This window comes from Heyndrickxia coagulans 36D1, assembly GCF_000169195.2.
Taxonomy (GTDB): domain Bacteria; phylum Bacillota; class Bacilli; order Bacillales; family Bacillaceae_C; genus Weizmannia; species Weizmannia faecalis.
The window spans coordinates 1,774,106-1,796,134 of record NC_016023.1 but is presented as its reverse complement, the minus strand read 5'-3'; the positions used below and the strand labels follow the sequence as shown (position 1 = coordinate 1,796,134).

Here is a 22,029-nt window from a genome sequence, read left to right as displayed (position 1 = left end):
CCAAACTGGCCTTTATCCTCTAATGATTCCATGAAAACCCCTTCCCCGGTTTTTCCGAGGAAGGGGCTTTCGTATACCCAACTTTTGTGAATTAACGCGGCAGCCTTGCCCGCCTGTCCGGAATCGGGTCCATTGCTCCTTCTGCACTATTTTGATACCAATACGCAACGGTTGACACGTCATCTTCCCTTTCAAATAATTGAATGTCATCATTTCCTATTTGCTGTAATGTTACTTTCAAATTTTCTTTAAACGCAATGGGATCCAGGAGATGCCACCGGTATAATCCATGCCGGGGCAATCCGTCGTCACCAAATGCATGAACCGCATTCAGTTTGCCGGTTTCAAAACGGTCTCTTGTAGCATCCCGATTGGAATGGAATGGATAGCCCAAGAATAATGTTGAGTAATTTTTTGCAGAAGGTCTGCCATATAGATCCTTCTGATGAAAAGCCCAGGCTCCCCCGAAATAATCTTCTGTTCCTGTAGAAGAGATGGTGGGATACTGTTCGTCGCCATCAATATAAAATTTAAATTCACCTTCTCCCCACCAATATCTTTCCAAAGCAGTCAGAGCAAGAAAAGTTCCCACATAATATCCATGTCCATGAATATTGTCAATTACCACATAATCTTTTTGTAATTTGGTTTGTCTTTCCCGATTCCAATATGCATGGAAGTAAAGTACATCATTATCCAATTCATCTACTAAATTATAATTAATGGTATAAAAGAAGGATGAAATATCTTTAGGATGCTCATTTGTAACGCATATTCCGCACGTAAATTTTTCCATTTTAAGATTTTTTTAAAGGAATTTTCTCCTTCTTTGTAGAATTGAATGATTATCTAAACTAGGGGAAGACGAGGAAATTTTTATGTCAGATCAAATTTTAACCTTACATGTGGGGCCGTCTCAACTTTTATCTAAACTGTGTGATGAAATAGAACTCGAAAAAACCATTAATGATTTAGTCAAATGGGATTCTGTCCGTTGTCATATCTCACCCGGAACAAGGATTAAAGCCCTTGTCTTAAACATTTTATGCAGTGGCAAGCCCCTTTATAAGGTTCATGAATTCTATCAAAACCTAGATTCTGAGATGCTTTTCGATACATCGGTTTCACCCGATCAATTAAATGATGATGCATTAGGAAGAGCATTAGATTACTTGTATGAAGCCGAAGCATGGAAAGTCTATTCCACCCTTGCATTAAAAGCACTAAAAAAATTGAATCTTCCTATTGGTATACTGCATAACGATACAACCTCAATTTCTGTTTACGGCGAATATAAGCAACCGAAGGAAGATGGACTGCAAATTACGTACGGGTATAGTAAGGCCCATAGGCCTGACTTAAAACAAATCGTTCTGGGGATGGGGGTCACACCTGAACGAATTCCTATCCTTGCAAAAGTAGAAAATGGGAATACTTCGGATAAATCTTGGAATGTGGAATTCATTCAAAAGATGAGAAAAATCCTTTCCCATGAAGATTGGAAAAATCTCATTTATCAAGCCGATTCTGCATTAATCACAACGGAAAATCTAGCGGAAATTCAACAACAAAATTTATCGTTTATTTCCCGTTTACCTGATACATTCGGTTTAAGCACAGAACTAAAGAAAGAGGCATGGTTGCTCAATAACTGGGAAAGGGTAGGCTCACTTAGCAATAAAAAAGACGCAGCTATTTACCAAATTCAAGCTTTTGAAAGACAAATTCAAAACCTTCCTTACCGGTTTCTTGTTGTCCACTCAAACAATTTAGATCAACGAAAAGAGAAAACCCTAAATCGGGCGATCGAAAAGGAAGAAATACAATTAAAAAAAGAGATAGAAAAACTGAGTAAAGTTATCTTTCATTGTAAAGAGGACGCACTAGAAGCAATTCAATCTTTTAAGAAAAAACAAAAGGCTTCATATTTCTGTTATAAACTAAACGTCCAGATGAGTGATCAACCTATCAAACGAAAAAAGAGAGGAAGACCTAAAAAGGACGAACAGACAAAACGAGAACAAATCTATCAGATACAACTGGAATCGTTTGAAAAAGATCATGATTTTATCGAAAATAAGAAAAAAATGCTCAGCACTTTTGTTTTAATCACAAATAAATTAGATGAGGAGACACTATCCAATCAAGAAGTTTTGAGGGTTTATAAAGGACAGTCGGCCGCTGAGACCCGTTTCCGATTAATCAAAGATTCACAAATGATTGATGCCATTTACTTGAAAACCCCAGAAAGGGTTGAGGCCTTAGGTATTGTGTATGTGATGGCTTTATTAATCTATGGAATTTTAGAATATCGAGTTAGAAAAGAACTGAAAGAAAAGAACCTATCTCTAATCTTGAAAGGAAAAAGGAAACTCTCTCAACCCACAGGCCAAGCATTGTTAGAGCAATTAGAAGATATTACCGTGATCCTTATAAATCAAAATCAACAAAAAATAAGGCTCTTACCCGATAATATTGATTCACAAGCCAAAAAAATCATTGAATTATGCGGGTATGATCTATCAATATACGCGTCAAAAAATGTCGAAAACCAAGGCAAATAACACACAACAGGAGGAATTCATGAAAAGAATGTCGAATTGAAAAGAACTTTATCGAAAATTCCTCAAAAATAAGAAGATATCATCCCACTAAAATGTTTAAATATAGTTCATTCAAAAATTAAAATGAATTTTATTTAAGACGTGCGAAATGTGGGTTGTAATGGTGATTTTTGCTTTTTTTCTAAAAGGCATTTCAAAATAAGAATTCATCCCACCATTTGGATTGACGACGATTGGCAAAGAATTTACATCGTATCTTTCGCCGAATCCGTTACAAAAGAAGTCTCCGAGCGGTGTTTCTACAGCTGGTGTTCGAGCCCCATCCCAATATATTCTTAAAATTACATCCCTGAGCACAAAGCTGCCTTTTTCAGTATTTTCCCGAATGGTCATCCACATATGTTTGATGATGCCTGTGCCGGATATCTCAGCAATGACTGTTTCTTTCCCTTGCGGCAGTGATATGCTTCCTCTTCCTTTTCTGCCCGGGCCAAGTTTACTGTCAAACATGCATGCCTTCCCTTTTTCTCCAGTAGGATTCTCCGGAGAGATGGTTCTGGACTGTTCTCCTTTGAATCTGGTTACATTATTTAAGATATTCATATTTCACACCCCAATACACATTTTGGCACAGCGTAAATGTAAATTTAGTCTTTCGTTATCATTTCAAAGGTTTCATGAGGCGGTATTTTTACTTTGACCAGCACGGTTTTTTGGTTAAGAAAGCTGGATTCTTGAAATGGCAAAAGCATCTTTTTCGTTTGATCATAAGGCTTTTTCTCGGTAATGATTTCAACGAAAGCTTCGACCAAGTCTTCATTCTTGTTTGTAATACGAATAGAAACCTCATCGTCTTTTTCAAATGACAAGTCGAATTTAGAATAGCCATACATCAAATTTTCCCATTTAAAACTGCCGGATGGTGAAAAAGGCCTGAAATACAGCGTTTTAGCAAGCGCGTTATATTGAATGCCTAATATTTGTGTTACAAATAACGTGGCAAATGTGCCAGATGCCCAGCTGCACTTTCCGCAGCTGTTCATTCTTACCACATCCCCCCGCTTACAATTTAGCTGGTACGGCCACCACCACCATGATCCATCTAAGTCGGCAAGACGTTTTAGCTCACGTAAATATCCTTCTTCTCCATTCATACTTTCCTCATCTGTAATGCCTAACATGGCAGTAATGTAACCCGGAAAAGTTGCACCGGATTCATTTCCCCATTTAATCCCTTTATTTTCCGGATTATAAGTCGGATTTTCATGACTCATGCTGAAGGCTATATAGTTCCTTAATATGGGATCACTATAGGATTTATATCCGTAGTAGGGCATTAAGGTCGTGTCCGTTTCTTCCCCGTCATGCATGACAAGATTTATACTTCCATTTTCAATGACATCCGTAAGAAAAATTAATCCTTGTTTCGTAATGTCGTCCTGGTAGGGTTGCAGAGGATAAACAGTTTTTGTATCATTTGTTAATCCGCCAATGCCTTCTAGATACTGTTTCCCGTGAGTTCCATCTATTGTCATGTATTTTTCTATATCTTCTTTAATGAAGTTTGCTATATTTTTTAATTCATTCGCTTTTTCCATGTCATGGTATACGAACGCTGCGATTGTTGATAATGACTGGCAACCTTTCCAGACACAAATATTTGTACCAAGGTGATATTTTCCCAGTGAGTAAGCATCTGACAGCCAAAGTGAGTGAAACAAGTAAGGTTCGGATGCTTGTCTGCTGTTTAGGATTTCCTCTAATATATTTAACATTTTCGGATACACCTCTGGATGCTCCAGGAAAAATGTTCGGTCACCGGTTGCTTCGAAATACATCCCTGCCATCATAATCGAAGACAGTGAATTGCTAAGGGAATGAAATAATCCCCCTCTAAATTTGCTTCCAGGAAATTTAATTCCGTATTGCAGGAACCATAAGATGCCTTTTTTATACAAATGGGGTTCAAAAATCGAGAACGGAAGATAAGCGTAATACATATCCTTATTCCATATCCTATTCGTTACCGGTGTTGTTCCCCAATTCGCCCCGACAATCTCATCCTTCGAATTCATCGTTAAAGCACCCAAACTTTGATACAACGCCCTTTGCAAAAGATATGCTGCCATTGGATCATGCTTTATGGAAAGCGTTCCAAAGCGTTCTTTATAATATGAATAGGTTTCATATATTCCGTATTCCTCATTGGCGTTTTCTGCTTTGTCAAGATCTTCATAAGCATTCGCAGTTCTGAAGAGTAAATTCATCAATTTTTAGATGTTTTATGATAAAATGACTTATCCACATTTAGAAAATTTTTCCATCTATTTTTTCTGCTTTCAAAGTCAAAAAGAGCCGAATTTGCAAATTTCTTTTTTAAAATTGTGGACAACTTCAAAAAAACCTTTTTTTACATCACATCCTTTGCTATAATATAACCATTAAGTAAACCTTACTTGTATTGGCTTACTTAAATGGGTGAAATCCTCGTCTGTTAAAATGCGTGTCCGAAACGATTCCAACAGATTTGAGGATTTTTCTTTTGCCGTTTTTTTGAGTGCTTTTAAGATTGACGAACCTTTTTCAAACAGCTGTCTAATAATATCTGTTATTTGAACTAATAAATAATGATTTTTCATGGCTGTGTAGTTTTGGCTATTGGCATGTTCTATATTGTAACGATTATTTTTTTGTTCGTTAAATCCTTGATTTTCAATCTTCCAGCGGCTTCTTCCTGCAGCGATGAGTCGTTCCACGTTCTTTTTCGTGATTTTAATATCCGTTATAAATACATACTCTTTCGATTTCCCATCCTCTGTTTTCATTGTGGCCTCCATCAGATTGACCGTTCTGTCTTTGTAGGCAATATCATTCACCCAAACTAATGAATTCTGATCCTTACTTTGTTCCAGCTCTTTTATTGCCTTAAACTCCGTCGAGATACTTTTAATTCTCCCTTCCTTAAATCTGCATATATATTTCCATTTGTGCGCCCTGCACAGATTAAATACCGTTTCACATGCATAGAGACTATCTCCCAAGATACAAATCGGTAGTCTTTTAAATATTTTTTTTATTTTCTTTGCCAGCCTGTCGAAGGCTTTTAATTCACAATCTTGCTTAGAAACATTTTCTGATTCATTTTCGATAAATTCGGAGGCAATACTGAAGACCATATCCCCCACGACAAGCTTGGCTTCAAGTACATGGTGCATATAAAGTACGTTCGTTTCTCCTGTTTCTTTATTTGTATATGCCCGTCTCAGGCAGTGTTTACAATGTTTCTTATGAAAGGTGTGTAATCCAGTTCCATCAATGATGACACCCCAGTACTTTCCTTCAATTCGATAAGACTCGAGAGACCTTTTTTTCAATAATTCTTTAATCATATACGTTCTAATTTTTTCTAATTCATTTACATCTAAGCCAGATAAAAAGTCGTTAATTGTATCATAATGTGGAAGTTCTTCAAGAAAATCTAAGCCTAACACCTTCCCTACATTTTTAATACATTCTTCTTTATTAAAACGCTCACTCATGTTTCTCATGGATTTTAGGCCGGTCATATTTTTCAACATCATCGTAAATAAAAGGACCTCTGGACCATAAGTGATATAGCTTTGATGTCGGTGGTCTGCTACCTTTTTTAGGTTATTCATCAGGTCTTTGAAAAAATGCTTCTGAATTTTAAGGAACTCGAAAAAATAATTTGCTTCTTTTTCACGATTTCTTTTTTCTTTTCTAGTAACCAAAATAAAAACCCCCTCAAAACAGCCAAGTTTAATTAGGGCTTGCTGAACGAATCAAATTTTAGCTTGTATTCGACTTGTCACTAAGCCATGCCAAAATATTCGTCCAGCAAGCTCTAATTATTTAAATTATTACATATTTAGCCGCATTTTTGGGGGGGGAATAGTTAAATTATCACGAAAAATTTTTACTCCTCAGAGCTGTAAGCATTCGGATCACATAAGATGAATGGTATGAACTTTGCTTTACCCGGACTTATAGAAAAATGGACTGTTTTTTTATCCGCGCTTTGCGGGCAATGCATTAAAATATTGCGCCGATCCGAGTATTTCTTTTCATACAACTTTGGCAATATGAGTTCGCCTGTAAGATTTGTTGGCTTCAAATTTTCAATATAGATCCCATAGACAAGGCAGCTTAGTCTTGCACCCGTTCTTCCGACGGGTGCATACACAATGATGGTGCATTTTAAATCTTTTAAGTCGTGTTTAATTCTTGGAAACAAATTAAACACCAGGTCTGCCTCAACCCTGTTTTTGGAATTTTTAAAGTCATAAAGTTTATCATCATAACGTATTTTAAATGATAAGTCATTTTCCTGAACAAAATCCTTTGATACCCATACCCCGGGTTTGTCTTCCGTTAAATAATTACCATGATAAAACGATATGCTTTTAATGGTTCCAAACTCATCTATACTGGATGTCACTTTATTATTTGTAACATCAAAAGAAAAAGATTGATCCGGCAGTTGCTTGAGATAATAACTTTCTTTATTTGTACTAAAATATTTTCCGTTCTCAATTGTTAAATTGAAATAGGGATTGACCGATTCATCGATAAATTGAGTTATGTTTTTTGCCATATTATTTTCTCCCGAATTTTTTTAGACAATGCCCAAGACAGACAACAGTACGCCTAAAACCATGATCCCGAAGATAATTGCGATAACATTTACTTTTTTCTTCAATAAATAGAAGCAAAGAAAAGTGATCAGCAAAGGAATGATTCCTACAAAAATACTATCCAATACATTTTGGACGTTCATGATTTCTTTTCCATGCATATGAAAAGCTAAGACTGTTTTAAATTTAACCATTTGGACAGCCATCGCACCAACCATGATCAGCCCTAAAATACTGGCAGCTTTTGTTAAAACTGCGATAATGCCTTCTGAATACATTTTTTCAATATACTTGGACCCAAGTGAATATCCTAAAAATGCGCCGTAATACCGGATTAAATAGTTGGGTATATTAAACGCCAATAAAAAGATAAGCGGTGCCAGGAAATTCCCCGCATTTGCAAGCCCGATTGCCAGTCCGGCACATACAACACGCCATACACCCCAAAAAAGGGAATCACCAATGCCGGCTAACGGCCCCATCAAACTTAATTTAATGGCATTAATACTTTTCGGATCAAAGTTAGGTTTCTCACTGTTTTCCTTTTCCATTGAACCGGCAATTCCCATCACAAAAGAAGCAAAGGGGATAGTTGTACTAAAATAAGCTGTATGCCTTTCAAGCGCTAATTTCCGGTCTTCTTTATTTTTATAGAAATGGTGAATAAACGGTATCATAGAGTAGCAAAAACCGCCTCCTCCCATCGTAATCGGATTGACCGAAATATACATGGTAGCGGAACGCCAAAACATTTTTCTAATCATTTTCTTTTCGTCTTTACTAAGGTTCTGTGTTAGTTTCATTTGAAAAAGTCCTCCTCTTCATCCGAGATGGCGGCATTTACATCCGGGGCACTTGCCGTTGCCATCTTTTTCAATTGAAGATCTCTTGGAGAAACAACGACAGCAATGATAAACGCGATTGTAGCGACAGCAATTAAAGGAAGTTTTAAATATGCAACCAATACAACGCCTAAAAAGAAGTAAGCAGCAATTTTATTATCCCATAGCATCATTAACAGCATTGCCATCCCTACGGCAGGCAACATGTTCCCGGCAACTGTTAAACCATTCATAATCACTTTCGGAATACTGTTTAATACATCTCTGACAACATCCGATCCAAACAATACCGCGAAAAATGGGATGAGCGCATATAAACCATAGTGTAAGAACCATAATCCATAGTGAAGGCCGACGATTGATTTTTCTTTTCCTTCAAGCGCGAGCTTTCTGAATTTCGGTGCAAATGGCCCGATAACAAAAGAAAAGATCAAGTTCATCAATTGCAGTCCTAAAATGGCTAATGGAAAAACCAACGGGATAATCGCGCCCATATTCCCGCCCATGTTGATTGAAAAAACAGTGGCTAATCCTGCTGCCAGTGAAGGCTCTGCTGTACTGGATATGCCAATATTGACGACGCCCATAAATATTGTTTCCAGAGACGCCCCTACAAGGAGTCCTGTGTTTAAGTACCCCAGTAATAAACCCGTAAGAGGAGCGACAACGATTGGGCGGCTTAGCATAGACATGCCAAGCAATTCATGTCCTGCAACTCCTGCAAATACTGCAAACGCGACGACAATTGCATCATACACAAGGTATTCCTCCTAACGTCTTATGTTTTTAAGGATATTTACAGCTAACTTTTTTTCCATGGCTGGAGTAGGCTGAAATTCTGTATTTGGATACAGCTTTACCAATGTTTCTAAATGATCAATTTCTTCTTGTGTGAGCATGACTTCTTTTGAGAATGTGATCTTTTCCCCATCTGTCATTTTTCCGGCGTTTCCGATATTTACGAGTTCAATGTCCTGAAATCTTTCGCAAATTGTAACAGCATCTTTCACAGTTGTGACCAATACCATAAGCCTCATTTTTTGAGCCCTTGGGTCGTTCAGCAGTTGTATTGCAGACTCCACCGTTTTAATAATGCATTTTATCTCTTGAGGCACAGCCATTTTCAAACTCATTTTTTGAATTTCATTATTTGCTGCCTCATCATTTGCAACTACTAAACCATCAAGTTTTAACGCCTTCGTCCAAGTCATGGCTACTTGTCCATGTATTAATCTTTCATCCACTCTCAGAGCAACGATCATCTTAATCCCTCCTAATTAAAAAATAAATCCTCATTGTTATCTTTTTCCGTTTCCTGTTTGGAAAGATTGCTTAGTTCGATTAATTTCATTTGTTTCTGAGAATCGGCAACCATTTCCTCTAGCAGCTGATCCGTCAGTTTTTTTGTTGAAAGCACGACTTCAAGGATGACCGGTAAGTTAAAACCGGAAATGAGATGCACTTTTCTTTTTATGGAACTGGCGTAAGCAATGATCTTCTGGGTTACACTTCCTCCGTATAAATCAGTAAAGATAATAATTTCATTTTCTTCACTTGCAGATTGGAAAAAATGTTCAATTTGTTTGTCAATGCTCTCATCATTGACGTATGCATTCAAAAAATAGATGTTTTCTTCCACACCCGTAAGAAGTTTAATACTGCTTTTGATGCCGTTTGCAAAATAACCATGAGTGGCAACTAATATTTTGTTCATTTCTCTCCTCCTTTCGTCTCATCGGTTTTTCGTATATTATTAATGCAATTTCCGTGCCAGTCTTTTAAAAAACAGGTATGCCAGGCATTTCAATTGTAAAAAATAATGTGTCCAAAAAATTGGACACAACAGGAACACTGGATAGACAGATTACGGGATTCACGAAAGCCCTCTCATTTTTGAATAAACGGGCCAATTAATTGGTATAACAACGAGATTTCGTATTGGCTGACCATAATGTTGTAATTATTTTCCATTGGCTTAAAAATATTTTTTGAAGTAACGTAGAATTCCGCTTCGGGTTCTGACAATTTCTCTTTAATATCCTCTTTTTCTTCTCGAGAAATAAAAAGACGTTCTATCATAAGAGCGATGTGCATATACAAATTTAACTTTACTTTTCCAGTAAACGTAATACGATAATAATTTTCATATTTTGTCAAAACATTTTCCACTTCATTGATCACAACAACGGGATTTAAAAATTTCAGCCGGTCTACCACGCCTTGTATTGAAAATAGTTTTAGCAATTCCTGAATCATTTTATCAAAGGAATTTCTACTGATATCGTTATAAATTAAACTCCATAAATTGGAAATACCCTCTGCATCCAGCATATTGTATATATTGACATGGGGAATGGAAAAAGAGCTTGGTAAGTCCGTTGTGGTAATGACAAGCTTTGTTTTGTCAAAATAATTTTTTGAATTCCTGTCAATTGTATTTTTCAATTCCCTGTATTCCATCGTTAATACTTCTATCTTTTCTGTAGATAAATACTTGCTCATGATATCTTTAATTTTTTCCGATATGCCCATGCCGGACATACAAGAAATAATGATGTTTTTTGTTTTTGAGAAGCCTTCAAAATACTGGGTTTCAATTTTATATTTTTCGACAGACTGTTCTCTGCTATGGTTTTAAAAGGCACCCTGTTTTTTATTTTAAGCCCTATGTCCAGTGCAATCGAGGTGGTTAAGTTGTCGACTATTAATAAATCACCCTGCAGAGCGTTCTTAATGGATGAATACAGTTTGCTGAGCGAACCCATATCAACTAATAAAGTAAGCCCGTCCGGATTCGCCTGATGATGAATAAACATACGTGCTTCTGTAATAATATTTTCCAGTGCTGTATTGATCGGCATATCAATGGCTTCAAAAACATATGTTTCACATAATCGGTTGACCACAGACTGGATACTGCTGGCCGTGCTTTCTCCATGAGCGATGAGCAAACCCTTCAGTTCAATATCTTCTTTCACATAATCAGATAGCAGGAGGGAGATCACTATTTTTAGGAACGCACTTTTTTCGCTTGTTAAGTGCAGGGAACTGACAAATTTATCGGCAATATAACTCGTTCTTGGATAAACCGTTTGAATTTCTATATTTAAATCCTTTAAACAGCCTAAAAAGGGTATCTTTTTCTCATGAATGTAATAATAAAAATCAAAGCTGATTTTGTCTATTGATACACTGTTTACAATCCCGTACCGGTTCATAATGATATCTTCCCATTTTTGAATAAACATGTTCTTTACATACATTATGCTTTGATTGGATACATTTTCAAAGTAAGAAAAGTTACCCAAGCTTTTTAAATGAAGCGTCTGTAATCTGTTTTTTAATTGTTCCAATGACGCCTTTGAACCCGTGCCTTTAGCATCGTGCAAATCTGACATGATTTTTTTCAATTCCAGCATGAAGCCATCTGCATGCTCCTGGTCAAAATCAAAAGGGAATGCATATTCAATCAAGAGATAATTGTGCGGATACTTGCTTGTTTCCGCTTTCCGAACAGGCATATCAGAAATGGTACCGGGGCTTATCAGTAAAGTATCATGGTCGGGATGATGATTATAAGCATCAGCACAACTCAGCTTAATCATATTTTTTAACTTTCCGATGTTGCCATTAAAATGGCTGTTTAATAATAATTGTACGGACTCTCCTTTAACCAATATATTTTTTTGAAGGATGTTTGCTTCTTGATAAAACATATATTTTATTAACTGTATTTTTTCAGCCAATGGCCGGTTATTGAAATTAGAAATAGTAACATGTACTTGAATCCTTCTCAGAAATGTTTCTAAAAATATATTTTCCTCATTTTCTGTGGTTGCGAAAATAAATCGGACTTTCGATTCATTCCATGTCTTATTTTCCCCGAGCGGTCTGTATTTGCCGGTATCCATGAACAAAAAAAGCTTTTCCTGGTTTTCTTTAGATAATCTATGGATCTCGTCTAAAAATAAAAAGCCACCGTCCGCCTCTTGGATAAGCCCGTCTTTTTCCGGGTTGCCCCCGTAAAAGCACCCTTTTTATAACCAAACAGAACAGAAGATAATAATTCTGCATTGTCTGCGTAGTCTGCACAGTTTAAAACAATGTAAGGGGCGTTTTTTTAATAACCTCTTGATTTATGGCATACTGATAGATTAACGACGCGAGAAAACTTTTGCCGACACCTCTTTGTCCGGTGATCAATATATTTAAACCGTTAGGAGGGTATTTAACCGCCGCCTGGCAACGTTGTATGATTTCACTCTGGCTGCCATGATATCCAATAAAAGATTCGAAGACGTCTTCCGTTTTCATCTTGCTTATAACAGACCAATAGACAGGTTTTGTGGCTGTTTTTGCCACTTTTCCTTCTTCAAGTAACCTGGAAAGATAATGACTTACTACTTGCCTTGAAAGGGAAAGCTTTTCTGCAATTTCTGATGCAGTAATTCCATCTTTGGCGGTATTTAATTCGCTTAGTAATTTAAATACCTCAACTTTCGCACCTAGAAAATCATAATAAATTCAGTGCTGGCTAATGTCTATTACGTCTCAGATACAGCACTTGACAGTAAAATTAATATATGAAAAAACACCTCTACTTTTGGTATAGTTGATTTATCGAAAATCACTACCAAATAGAAGAGGTGTCTCCTACTATGATAGCGAAAAACAGCCTGAATAATCAACTACCAAATGAAATAAAATCAACATTTAAAGAGTTGAATGTGTTGAAACACTTGCGAATCGCCGGTATTACGAAGTCCTTTGGTTTTTCTTGTGCCTACATTTTTCAATTGATTTTTTGTATGATCTTTGAAAACAAAAACTGGTTCAGGATGTTGGAAAGTAAGAAAGCTACAGACATCCCAGCCAAAGATACCGTTTATCGGTTTCTCAACCAATCAACGTTCAACTGGCGTCGTTTCCTCCTTTCACTGGTTGCCTCAGTGATTGGAAAAGTTTCGAAATTGACACGTCATGACCGTCCGAAAGTATTGATTTTAGATGATTCATCTTATGACCGGAACCGAAGCAAACACGTTGAGCTTCTGGCTCGCTGCTTTGATCATGCATCTCAAAAAATGCGTTTTTACAAAGGATTCCGCATGTTGACATTAGGATGGTCTGATGGCGCAACATTCCTACCCGTTGACTTCTCATTATTGAGTTCGAAAAAGAGCCAGATCAACGGCATATCCGAAAATATCGATAAACGTAGCTCCGGTTATAAGCGCCGAAAAGAAGCATTACAAACGGCACCAGAACAGATTCCTGGCATGATTGCCCGGGCGATGAATTCTGGTATCGATGCTTCCTATGTTCTAATGGATTCGTGGTTCACCCAACAACCTCTCATCAAGGAGATTACAGAACAAGGTCTTGACGTAATTGGTATGGTCAAAAAATTAAAACAACGCTATTTTGTCGATGGTAAGCGTGTTAGCCTAGATGAATTGTATCGTCTAGCTAAACCGACTAGTGGAAAGAAAGGAATCTTGCGTTCCATCCATACAACGCAGGCCAATGGCGTGCCAATTAAAGTTGTCTTTGTTCGCAACCGCAACAAGAAAAGCGACTGGTTGGCGATTTTGAGTACAGACTGTACACTGAGTGACCAGGAAATCATCCGTATTTACGGGATGCGTTGGGATATTGAGGTTTTCTTCAAAACAACAAAGTCCCTATTAAAACTACAAAAGGAATTCCAGAGTCGTTCATATGACGCGCTTATCAGCCACACGACCATTGTGTTTGCAAGGTATATTGTCTTGTCATGGCAAAACCGTTGCAGTGTAGATGACAGAACATTAGGTGGCATGTTTTATGAATTATGTGATGAAATAGATGACCTTGATTGGGCTGTTGCATTGCAGCAGTTAGTCGAGATTCTTGAAGATACTCTGGATAAAAGTAATAAGAAAATTCAACAACTGATCAAAAGTCAACTACAACAATGGATTGCGGGTCTGCCGAATTATATCAAGGTATACCTACCTGTTTCAGTCTGCGAAAGTTGAGTAAATACCTTATCTTGCGCTGATATTTTCATTTTGCTCACTCCCGGCTGGAACTCTATATTGATAGCACAATCATACCATTTGAAAAATATATTACAAATTCAGAAAAAAGCAAGAGATATGGCCGGAGTGGATATAACTTATCTTAAAATCTCTTGATTCAAGGATAGCAACGCCAGGCACTCCACGGAAAAAAGCGGTTCGGGCTGGTGTTGTTTAGTCGGAAAGTATCAACGGCAGTTAATAACAAGTGATCAATGAGACCATTCTCCAGTTCCTTTTTCAACTCCGGAAAAGTGGCTTCTTTGAACTCTTTTTTTGTCCAGATCAGCTTTATCAAAGTATACGTTGCCATAGAGTAGCTGAATCCAAGCCTGTTTAACATCTTAGAAACACCCTTTGGAGTAAAAGTATTAGGAAAAATTAGATTTTTATTTACTTTTCTCCCTAAACTTTTTGGCCTTTTGAGGGATTCGAAGTATTTTGGAGGACCCATTAAAAATAGGGAGTAATATGAGAATGGGGTTTTATTTCCTGATGGAATATTGCTAAATTTAAGTCTAATAGGGATTTACAAATATTTATATTTAGTGTACAATTCTGTATATAAGATGAAACACAAAGACTGGGGGAAGGTATTGTGAAGTATCCATTAGTACGTAAGCATCTCATGATGGTACCCTTCGGTAAGAAATTGTCTATAGGAACTATTCCTAATGGCGCAATTGAAATTGAAGATCCTGATAGAGCGATTGATTCTGTATTATCCATTTATGATGGAAAAAGAACAGTAGAGGAAATACATAGATTGAATGTTATGGATAATATTAAAAAACTAATTTAAAAGGAGATTCTTTTATGAAAGCACTACTTGTTTTAGATATGCAAAATGGAATATTAGAAATGAAGGACTTTAGTGAAGAAAGGAATAAAATCAAGAACATTATAAAAAGGTTTAAAGATGCAAAAGATTTGGTGGTATTAACAAAACATATAGATAAGGATCCAAATAGTCCACTAGCTGAAAATACTGAAAAGAGTGATATTGATAAGGAATTTGCTCAATATGCGGATCTTACTATAACCAAAAACACTCCAAGTGCATTTTTTGGTACAACCCACATTTCGCACGTCTTAAATAAAATTCATTTTAATTTTTGAATGAACTATATTTAAACATTTTGGTGGGATGATATCTTCTTATTTTTGAGGAATTTTCGATAAAGTTCTATTGAATTCGACATTCTTTTCATGAATTCCTCCTGTTGTGTGTTATTCGCCTTTGTTTTCGACATTTTTTGACACGTATATTGATAGATCATACCCGCATAATTCAATGATTTTTTTGGCTTGTGAATCAATATTATCGGGTAAGAGCCTTAATTTTTGTCGATTTTGATTTATAAGGATCACGGTGATATCTTCTAATTGCTCTAACAATGCTTGACCTGTGGGTTGATAGAGTTTCCTTTTTCCTTTCAAGATTAGAGATAGGTTCTTTTCTTTCAGTTCTTTTCTAACTCGATATTCTAAAATTCCATAGATTAATAAAGCCATCACATACACAATCCCTAAGGCCTCAACCCTTTCCGGGGTTTTCAAGTAAATGGCATCAATCATTTGTGAATCTTTGATTAATCGGAAACGGGTCTCAACGGCCGACTGTCCTTTATAAACCCTCAAAACTTCTTGATTGGATAGTGTCTCCTCGTCTAATTTATTTGTGATTAAAACAAAAGTGCTGAGCATTCTTTTCTTATTTTCGATAAAATCATGATCTTTTTCAAACGATTCCAGTTGTATCTGATAGATTTGTTCTCGTTTTGTCTGTTCGTCCTTTTTAGGTCTTCCTCTCTTTTTTCGTTTGATAGGTTGATCACTCATCTGGACGTTTAGTTTATAACAGAAATATGAAGCCTTTTGTTTTTTCTTAAAAGATTGAATTGCTTCTAGTGCGTCCTCTTTACAATGAAAGATAACTTTACTTAGTTTTTCTATCTCTTTTTTTAATTTTATTTCTTCCTTTTCGATCGCCCGATTTAGGGTTTTCTCTTTTCGTTGATCTAAATTGTTTGAGTGGACAACAAGAAACCGGTAAGGAAGGTTTTGAATTTGTCTTTCAAAAGCTTGAATTTGGTAAATAGCTGCGTCTTTTTTATTGCTAAGTGAGCCTACCCTTTCCCAGTTATTGAGCAACCATGCCTCTTTCTTTAGTTCTGTGCTTAAACCGAATGTATCAGGTAAACGGGAAATAAACGATAAATTTTGTTGTTGAATTTCCGCTAGATTTTCCGTTGTGATTAATGCAGAATCGGCTTGATAAATGAGATTTTTCCAATCTTCATGGGAAAGGATTTTTCTCATCTTTTGAATGAATTCCACATTCCAAGATTTATCCGAAGTATTCCCATTTTCTACTTTTGCAAGAATAGGAATTCGTTCAGGTGTGACCCCCATCCCCAGAACGATTTGTTTTAAGTCAGGCCTATGGGCCTTACTATACCCGTACGTAATTTGCAGTCCATCTTCCTTCGGTTGTTTATATTCACCGTAAACAGAAATTGATGTTGTATCGTTATGGAGTACACCAATAGGAAGATTCAATTTTTTTAATGCTTTTAATGCAAGGGTGGAATATACTTTCCATGCTTCGGCTTTATACAAGTAATCTAATGCTCTTCCTAATGCATCATCATTTAATTGATCGGGTGAAATCGATGTATCGAAAAGCATCTCAGAATCTAGGTTTTGATAGAATTCATGAACCTTATAAAGGGGCTTGCCACTGCATAAAATGTTTAAGACAAGGGCTTTAATCCTTGTTCCGGGTGAGATATGACAACGGACAGAATCCCATTTGACTAAATTATTAATGGTCTTTTCGAGTTCTATTTCATCACACAGTTTAGATAAAAGTTGAGACGGCCCCACATGTAAGGTTAAAATTTGATCTGACATAAAAATTTCCTCATCTTCCTCTAGTTAGATAATCATTCAATTCTACAAAGAAGGAGAAAATTCCTTTAAAAAAATCACAAAATAGAAAAATTTACGTGCGGAATATGCGGTACAAAGTTAGATTCTATTTTAAAGGAAAAAAATATTGATCATCTATATATTACAGGATTTAATACAGAGTATTGCTGTTTATTTACTGCTATAACTGCATTTGAAAGGGGATATAAAGTCACTTTTATCGAAGATGCAACAGGAACTGTTAATGATGATGATACCTATGAAATGAAGGGATTGGATATAAACGATTTTGTAGGTTGTATATTGGATTGGTCAGGTATAATTGAGGTTCTTTACTACGAGGAGTTTGAAGAGCAATATGCTGCATCAATATGAGAAGGCTATTGTATCAACAATAGTGACCAGGGGTATCTTGTGAATGTCTTTTGATTCTTTATGAAAACGGATTTATCCTACGTAATAGTAGAAGTATTATTCTTCATTTATTTCATTTTGAGAGATAAATATAAACAAAAGAAGCACTTTAATAAAATGAAAATTTCCATTGAGGTGTGTAACTATGAATATTATTACCTACAATTGGTCCGTTCATAATGGGGAAAAAGTTGAAACTGTAGTCAAGTATTGCCCAAATTGCGGAAAGGTAGTAAATTTTTATGACACTTTAATGAGAAGACATAATTCAAACGGAAAAAATATTTATAAATTTACTATTTTTAAATGCGAAAAAAACCACACTTGGAATAGAAAAGAGAAAATCTTTAAATCGTATGACCCTAAGTTGGAAATTAAAAATAGGGATTTTCCGAATGAAGCACCCCAGAATGATAACGAAAAAATTAATTTGGTTACACACTTAAAAAACGGATTTAATAAGATTTGTATTAATATAAATTATTTAGATGAACCTGTTCGTATCGATAAGTTGCTTGGAAATCAACTCATTGATATAAGTAGGAATCAAATTTGTTCGTTAATTAAAGAGGGGAAAATACTATTGAATAAAAATACAATTAAAAATCATACTGCTGTTAAAGAAAAAGATACAATAGAAATATTTATTTGATAAAAAATTAAATGATATTTTCACGGGATCAGTTCTATATTTTTATATTTAACCTGTGAAACTGAATAAGGAGATACCAAATCTTTACAGTATCCTTTTTAACTTCTGGTTACGGATACAGGAATCTACCACCACCCTACCAATTACCAACCTTCTTACAGGTGAATATACGAAAACCAAGGATTGGTGTGCCAATCCTTGGTCCTTGTTGAAGAACGTTACTACATGTCTTCATCAATGTTAAATTCGCCGTTTTCTTTTAAATATTGATAGGTAAATTGCAGTTCTTCCCTCGGCCTTATGCCTTTTTTTATAGCCTCCTCGTATTCTCTTAGCCAATAATCTTTCTGATTGTATGTTTTAAGCTTATTGAGCAAGCTAAACAATGCGTCTTCTTTAGATTCTTCCTGAATATTGCTTTTAAAATAACGGATAGCTGACTCATATTCACACAGTTCCATCTTTAGTTTGAAAACCGTTTCAATCAATTCATTTATATTTCGCTCCCGGCTATATTCATCATCCTTCCAAACCCATGTCTCTTCTGGCGTTATCGTTCGCTGCTTCAATCCCATTAGAAAATGATGGCATTGTTCGATTGCTATTTCTTTAGCATCCACAGTTCTCAAATTCGCAATGAACACGTTGAATAAAGATGACCGCAGTGTATCCATGTCGAGATGATAATTAATAATTTGTTTCAGGGCAGAACTTATAGTTTCTTTGTTAATCCCCATACTGAATTTTCTTTTTAGGAGAATATCGAATAATTCCACTTGCTCCATACCAATAGATCTAAAGGGATTGTCTGTGTTAAAGATGTAATAGCCACACCCATAACATAACATTTCATACAGTGCATCGAGTAAATCTGTAGCACGCTTCCCTTCGTTTCCTTCAACGGGTACCTGTTGCAATTGTTTTATGTATGATTTGACCTTGAATCGCCACTTGGGACGTTCCTTTTTGCTAACATACCGATTTGGGGCAATGTAATTTTGTTTATAAGCATTTTGAATGAATTGCGTAATTTCACGTTCCAAATCATTAAGGTCAACATGTTTTTCTTTCTCTTTTTTTATCTTTTCAGCTTCTTTGTACTGCTGAAAATCTTGCAACATCCCATCAATTTCTTTTTCATCACGCACTTTTTTCGGTATCGCCTTATACAATTCAATCATCATTTTGCTTAAGTCGTCCTTACTGTATTTTTCAAGGAGCTCTCTCAGCTCAGTGACACGCATTTAACATCCCTCCCATTCGTTTAAAAAACTCCCGGATTCCCGGCATTTGCTTGTTTCAATCAACAAATGTTACTCAATGGTATCTATTTTATTTACCATGTAACCCTCTGTTTAAATAAAAATTTTAAGTGATAAACTTCGAAGGTAAATTACTTATAACAAACTGTTTTTATGTTTTCATTGGATATAGTTTTTTCCTATCTGGTTCTTTCATTATATTTACGCTCCTTTCATTTTTCAATATATCTTTTATAAGTTCACATTTTTATTTGAATTACATAATTAATCCGCTTTCATCCAGCTTTTAATCCTTTTCTTCGGTATCACACTCTTCACATCTGTCAAATCTATGGAAATGTGTATGTGCAAACCATAAGTTTAAAAAAGGGTGTGAGACCCAGAGTGATTAAAGTGTCACTTTTCCCTTTAATATGTTGCTGGCGAGTTTGCAGCTGCCTGATCAGCCTTTACACAATCGATGGCGACAACGATAGCTATGAGAATCGTTTCCATTTCTTCTTTTAAGATTTGAATTTTGTAACTATCGCCCCAAGTAAACCATTCCTTACTAACTTTACCGACCACTTCACCGTGCCGCAACACTTCAAAATCCATATCCAGCCAATTCCCACGCACTTCAATTCCTGCCGCATCAATCGTATAGCGTGCCTTAAAGAAGGATAGCTCTTTCTTTATTGTTAACACTTCTCGTCCATTTACCTCGACAATAAACTTTGGAAGAAAGCTAAACGCCTTTTTCGTAATAAGCGCGACTTCCTCTCATTTTGTATTCATAATCGAGAACGTCTTAGGGATTTGCAAAAAGCTGCCCTCAACATAATAAACATCTCGTTCCTGTTGATCCTTGACCGTAAATTTGCCGCTTAAACTAAAAACCTTCTGCTTCATATATAGCTGCTTCATACCCGTCCTCCTTTATTTTAAAGGAATTTTTTATGATTCTATTCTCTCACATTATACCGAATCCACCAATGGGTTGACATGGCTGTTTGTACTAGAATAGAAAAATAATCTTGAATATAGAAGTTAAATTAAATGCTCGTTTGTTTAATAGTCTTTGGACACTATATAAAATGCACTAAACCTTGTTACTCTGTTTCCTAGCCCTGAAGTTACAAAGGCTCAAGACATTCCTTTTGCACAAAAAATAATTCGATAAGATATTGTAGGAAAAGTAATCGAAAGAGACATCGTAATTTAATATGAAAAAGACCCAGAAATCGAAAATGAAATCCGGGTCTGAATGGGAAATGTTTTATATTATTCTACATCCCAAACAGCAATTTTGTGACGACTTCCACATGTGTCGTATGCGGAAACATGTCAACAGGCTGTACTTCCACTGTACGGTATCCTCCCGTTTCCAGGAACCGCAAGTCTCTTGCCAATGTTGCCGGGTTGCAGGAGACGTAGACGACTTTTTGCGGTTTCATCTCCAGGATGGTTTTGAGCAGGGCTTCGTCACAGCCTTTGCGCGGCGGGTCAACCACTAAGACATCTGCCTTGTTGCCTGCCTCGTACCATTTTGGGATGACCGTTTCCGCTGTGCCCGCTTCAAACTCCACATTCGTGATACCGTTGAGCGCCGCATTTCGCTTTGCATCTTCAATCGCTTCCGGCACAATTTCTACGCCGAATACTTTGCGGGCCTTCTGTGCAAGGAAAAGCGAAATTGTCCCGATGCCACAGTATGCATCAATGACCGTTTCGCTGCCGGTAAGTTCCGCGTACTCGAGCGCTTTTTCATACAGCACTTTCGTCTGAACGGGATTGACCTGGTAAAAAGAAGGCGCGGAGATGGCGAATTTTATATCCCCGATTTTGTCGTAAATGACCTCATTTCCCCACAGTACTTTGGTTTTCTCCCCTAAAATCACGTTTGTGCGCTTCGGGTTGATATTGTGCACGATCGACTTAACTTGCGGCAGGCGCGAGACCACTAAATCCACGAGTTTTTTCCGATGCGGCAGTTCCACTGTTCTCGTGATCAGGACGACCATCAGCTCGCCGGTCTTCCTCCCGTAACGCACCATGATGTGGCGGAGGACGCCGCTGTGATGTTCCTCATCGTAAGCCGGGATGCCAAGTTCCCGGCAAATTTCTTTTACCACTTGGACGGCTTCGTTTACCGCCGGAAGCTGGATCACGCTCTCATCGGCATCTAGTATTTCATGGGTTCTCGGTTTAAAAAAGCCGGCTACGAGTTTCCCATTTTTTTCGCCGACCGGCACCTGGGCTTTGTTCCGGTAATGCCACGGGTTGTCCATGCCGATCATCGGATGGATGCGGGCGCCTTCAATTTTTCCAATCCGGGCGAGTGCCTGGCGCACCTGATTTTCTTTGTACATAAGCTGGCCATCATAGCGGATATGTGCAAGCTGGCAGCCACCGTATTTCGGTGCGTCTTCTTTCGGGATGTCGACGCGGTACGGGCTCCTTTCGTACAGTTCGAGGAGGCGACCGATCCCGTAGTTCTTGTTGGCTTTAATGACTTTAATGCGGGCTTTCTCCCCTGGCAAGCCGTTTTTGACAAACAGCGGATAGCCGTCCACCTTTGCCACCCCTGCACCGTCATGCGTCAAATCTTCAAAAACAACCTCTATTTCTTCGTTCTTTTGAACCGATAATGTTTTTTTCATGC

The 22,029-nt window shown here is 37.0% G+C and carries 20 protein-coding genes and 3 pseudogenes; 6 read left to right on the top strand and 17 right to left on the bottom strand.

Annotated elements, in window-relative coordinates; genetic code table 11:
* Positions 1-91: 91 nt before the first annotated feature.
* Complete coding sequence (locus BCOA_RS25760; protein ID WP_014096946.1) at positions 92-796, bottom strand: glycoside hydrolase family 172 protein; 705 nt, start codon at positions 794-796, stop codon at positions 92-94.
* Positions 797-878: 82 nt separating this feature from the next.
* Here BCOA_RS25760 and BCOA_RS25755 point away from each other — a divergent pair, with 82 nt between their 5' ends.
* Positions 879-2,564 (top strand): IS1634 family transposase, encoded by a 1,686-nt coding sequence (locus BCOA_RS25755; protein WP_014096945.1) that lies wholly within the window; start codon positions 879-881, stop codon positions 2,562-2,564.
* Between the two features lie 111 nt (positions 2,565-2,675).
* Here BCOA_RS25755 and BCOA_RS25750 read toward each other — a convergent pair whose 3' ends face one another.
* The 11 genes and pseudogenes from BCOA_RS25750 to BCOA_RS35675 all read right to left on the bottom strand — a co-directional run bounded on the left by BCOA_RS25750 (position 2,676) and on the right by BCOA_RS35675 (position 12,495).
* Positions 2,676-3,167, bottom strand: a complete 492-nt coding sequence (locus BCOA_RS25750) for a DUF2961 domain-containing protein (RefSeq protein WP_225620946.1) — start codon at positions 3,165-3,167, stop codon at positions 2,676-2,678.
* A gap of 44 nt (positions 3,168-3,211) precedes the next feature.
* Complete coding sequence (locus BCOA_RS25745; RefSeq protein WP_014096943.1) at positions 3,212-4,831, bottom strand: hypothetical protein; 1,620 nt, start codon at positions 4,829-4,831, stop codon at positions 3,212-3,214.
* A 174-nt stretch (positions 4,832-5,005) separates the two neighbouring features.
* Positions 5,006-6,316, bottom strand: coding sequence for a transposase family protein (locus tag BCOA_RS25740; protein ID WP_014096942.1), 1,311 nt, complete (start codon positions 6,314-6,316; stop codon positions 5,006-5,008).
* Between the two features lie 185 nt (positions 6,317-6,501).
* Entirely contained in the window at positions 6,502-7,179 is a 678-nt protein-coding gene (locus BCOA_RS25735; RefSeq protein WP_014096941.1) for a hypothetical protein, read from the bottom strand.
* A gap of 21 nt (positions 7,180-7,200) precedes the next feature.
* Complete coding sequence (locus BCOA_RS25730) at positions 7,201-8,022, bottom strand: PTS system mannose/fructose/sorbose family transporter subunit IID (protein ID WP_014096940.1); 822 nt, start codon at positions 8,020-8,022, stop codon at positions 7,201-7,203.
* Positions 8,019-8,819: a PTS mannose/fructose/sorbose/N-acetylgalactosamine transporter subunit IIC gene (locus BCOA_RS25725; RefSeq protein WP_014096939.1), complete on the bottom strand. Its 801-nt coding sequence runs from the start codon at positions 8,817-8,819 to the stop codon at positions 8,019-8,021. The genes BCOA_RS25730 and BCOA_RS25725 overlap by 4 nt, the downstream gene beginning before the upstream one ends.
* 12 nt (positions 8,820-8,831) lie before the next feature.
* Complete coding sequence (locus BCOA_RS25720) at positions 8,832-9,323, bottom strand: PTS sugar transporter subunit IIB (protein ID WP_014096938.1); 492 nt, start codon at positions 9,321-9,323, stop codon at positions 8,832-8,834.
* A gap of 11 nt (positions 9,324-9,334) precedes the next feature.
* Positions 9,335-9,775: a PTS sugar transporter subunit IIA gene (locus BCOA_RS25715; RefSeq protein ID WP_014096937.1), complete on the bottom strand. Its 441-nt coding sequence runs from the start codon at positions 9,773-9,775 to the stop codon at positions 9,335-9,337.
* Between the two features lie 173 nt (positions 9,776-9,948).
* Positions 9,949-10,521 (bottom strand): PRD domain-containing protein, encoded by a 573-nt coding sequence (locus tag BCOA_RS35460; RefSeq protein ID WP_179234739.1) that lies wholly within the window; start codon positions 10,519-10,521, stop codon positions 9,949-9,951.
* 38 nt (positions 10,522-10,559) lie between these two features.
* Positions 10,560-12,112, bottom strand: a pseudogene (locus BCOA_RS35455) (sigma 54-interacting transcriptional regulator).
* A gap of 44 nt (positions 12,113-12,156) precedes the next feature.
* Positions 12,157-12,495: a sigma 54-interacting transcriptional regulator gene (locus BCOA_RS35675; RefSeq protein ID WP_373897139.1), complete on the bottom strand. Its 339-nt coding sequence runs from the start codon at positions 12,493-12,495 to the stop codon at positions 12,157-12,159.
* A 224-nt stretch (positions 12,496-12,719) separates the two neighbouring features.
* On the opposite strand from BCOA_RS35675, the gene BCOA_RS25705 reads away from it, so the two are divergent.
* The gene (locus BCOA_RS25705; RefSeq protein WP_014096933.1) at positions 12,720-14,081 is read left to right on the top strand and encodes an IS4 family transposase; all 1,362 of its coding nucleotides are present in this window, start codon (positions 12,720-12,722) and stop codon (positions 14,079-14,081) included.
* A 160-nt stretch (positions 14,082-14,241) separates the two neighbouring features.
* On the opposite strand, the gene BCOA_RS25700 is transcribed toward BCOA_RS25705, so the two are convergent.
* Entirely contained in the window at positions 14,242-14,466 is a 225-nt protein-coding gene (locus BCOA_RS25700; protein ID WP_013860568.1) for a hypothetical protein, read from the bottom strand.
* A gap of 255 nt (positions 14,467-14,721) precedes the next feature.
* Here BCOA_RS25700 and BCOA_RS25695 point away from each other — a divergent pair, with 255 nt between their 5' ends.
* Together BCOA_RS25695 and BCOA_RS25690 are read left to right on the top strand one after the other, a co-directional pair.
* A complete protein-coding gene (locus BCOA_RS25695) occupies positions 14,722-14,925 on the top strand; it encodes a hypothetical protein (protein WP_014096932.1) in 204 nt (67 codons plus the stop codon).
* Positions 14,926-14,939: 14 nt separating this feature from the next.
* Positions 14,940-15,242, top strand: a complete 303-nt coding sequence (locus BCOA_RS25690; RefSeq protein WP_014096931.1) for an isochorismatase family protein — start codon at positions 14,940-14,942, stop codon at positions 15,240-15,242.
* Between the two features lie 111 nt (positions 15,243-15,353).
* Here the strand turns inward: BCOA_RS25690 and BCOA_RS25685 are convergent, their stop codons facing one another.
* Positions 15,354-17,039 carry an IS1634 family transposase gene (locus BCOA_RS25685; RefSeq protein WP_014096930.1) on the bottom strand — a complete coding sequence of 562 codons (1,686 nt, stop codon included), beginning with the start codon at positions 17,037-17,039 and terminating at the stop codon, positions 15,354-15,356.
* Between the two features lie 111 nt (positions 17,040-17,150).
* Here BCOA_RS25685 and BCOA_RS34660 point away from each other — a divergent pair.
* Together BCOA_RS34660 and BCOA_RS25680 are read left to right on the top strand one after the other, a co-directional pair.
* Positions 17,151-17,432, top strand: a pseudogene (locus tag BCOA_RS34660) (cysteine hydrolase family protein); the annotation flags it as partial.
* Between the two features lie 184 nt (positions 17,433-17,616).
* Positions 17,617-18,123, top strand: coding sequence for a S4 domain-containing protein (locus tag BCOA_RS25680; RefSeq protein WP_013860569.1), 507 nt, complete (start codon positions 17,617-17,619; stop codon positions 18,121-18,123).
* 221 nt (positions 18,124-18,344) lie between these two features.
* On the opposite strand, the gene BCOA_RS25675 is transcribed toward BCOA_RS25680, so the two are convergent.
* The 3 genes and pseudogenes from BCOA_RS25675 to rlmD form a co-directional block, all read right to left on the bottom strand.
* The gene (locus BCOA_RS25675) at positions 18,345-19,367 is read right to left on the bottom strand and encodes a hypothetical protein (protein WP_014096929.1); all 1,023 of its coding nucleotides are present in this window, start codon (positions 19,365-19,367) and stop codon (positions 18,345-18,347) included.
* A 426-nt stretch (positions 19,368-19,793) separates the two neighbouring features.
* Positions 19,794-20,291 (bottom strand): annotated as a pseudogene (locus BCOA_RS34655) (LURP-one-related/scramblase family protein).
* Between the two features lie 362 nt (positions 20,292-20,653).
* Positions 20,654-22,027 carry a 23S rRNA (uracil(1939)-C(5))-methyltransferase RlmD gene (gene rlmD / locus BCOA_RS25665; RefSeq protein ID WP_014096928.1) on the bottom strand — a complete coding sequence of 458 codons (1,374 nt, stop codon included), beginning with the start codon at positions 22,025-22,027 and terminating at the stop codon, positions 20,654-20,656.
* Positions 22,028-22,029 lie beyond the last annotated feature (2 nt).

Excerpts from the sequence above, each read along its gene's own strand:
- BCOA_RS25760 (WP_014096946.1), bottom strand. The coding sequence starts at position 796 with ATGGAAAAATTTACGTGCGGAATATGCGTTACAAATGAGCATCCTAAA.
- BCOA_RS25755 (WP_014096945.1), top strand. The coding sequence starts at position 879 with ATGTCAGATCAAATTTTAACCTTACATGTGGGGCCGTCTCAACTTTTA.
- BCOA_RS25750 (WP_225620946.1), bottom strand. The coding sequence starts at position 3,167 with ATGAATATCTTAAATAATGTAACCAGATTCAAAGGAGAACAGTCCAGA.
- BCOA_RS25745 (WP_014096943.1), bottom strand. The coding sequence starts at position 4,831 with ATGAATTTACTCTTCAGAACTGCGAATGCTTATGAAGATCTTGACAAA.
- BCOA_RS25735 (WP_014096941.1), bottom strand. The coding sequence starts at position 7,179 with ATGGCAAAAAACATAACTCAATTTATCGATGAATCGGTCAATCCCTAT.
- BCOA_RS25730 (WP_014096940.1), bottom strand. The coding sequence starts at position 8,022 with ATGAAACTAACACAGAACCTTAGTAAAGACGAAAAGAAAATGATTAGA.
- BCOA_RS25720 (WP_014096938.1), bottom strand. The coding sequence starts at position 9,323 with ATGATCGTTGCTCTGAGAGTGGATGAAAGATTAATACATGGACAAGTA.
- BCOA_RS25715 (WP_014096937.1), bottom strand. The coding sequence starts at position 9,775 with ATGAACAAAATATTAGTTGCCACTCATGGTTATTTTGCAAACGGCATC.
- BCOA_RS35460 (WP_179234739.1), bottom strand. The coding sequence starts at position 10,521 with ATGGAATACAGGGAATTGAAAAATACAATTGACAGGAATTCAAAAAAT.
- BCOA_RS25705 (WP_014096933.1), top strand. The coding sequence starts at position 12,720 with ATGATAGCGAAAAACAGCCTGAATAATCAACTACCAAATGAAATAAAA.
- BCOA_RS25700 (WP_013860568.1), bottom strand. The coding sequence starts at position 14,466 with ATGTTAAACAGGCTTGGATTCAGCTACTCTATGGCAACGTATACTTTG.
- BCOA_RS25690 (WP_014096931.1), top strand. The coding sequence starts at position 14,940 with ATGAAAGCACTACTTGTTTTAGATATGCAAAATGGAATATTAGAAATG.
- BCOA_RS25685 (WP_014096930.1), bottom strand. The coding sequence starts at position 17,039 with ATGTCAGATCAAATTTTAACCTTACATGTGGGGCCGTCTCAACTTTTA.
- BCOA_RS25680 (WP_013860569.1), top strand. The coding sequence starts at position 17,617 with ATGAATATTATTACCTACAATTGGTCCGTTCATAATGGGGAAAAAGTT.
- BCOA_RS25675 (WP_014096929.1), bottom strand. The coding sequence starts at position 19,367 with ATGCGTGTCACTGAGCTGAGAGAGCTCCTTGAAAAATACAGTAAGGAC.
- rlmD (WP_014096928.1), bottom strand. The coding sequence starts at position 22,027 with ATGAAAAAAACATTATCGGTTCAAAAGAACGAAGAAATAGAGGTTGTT.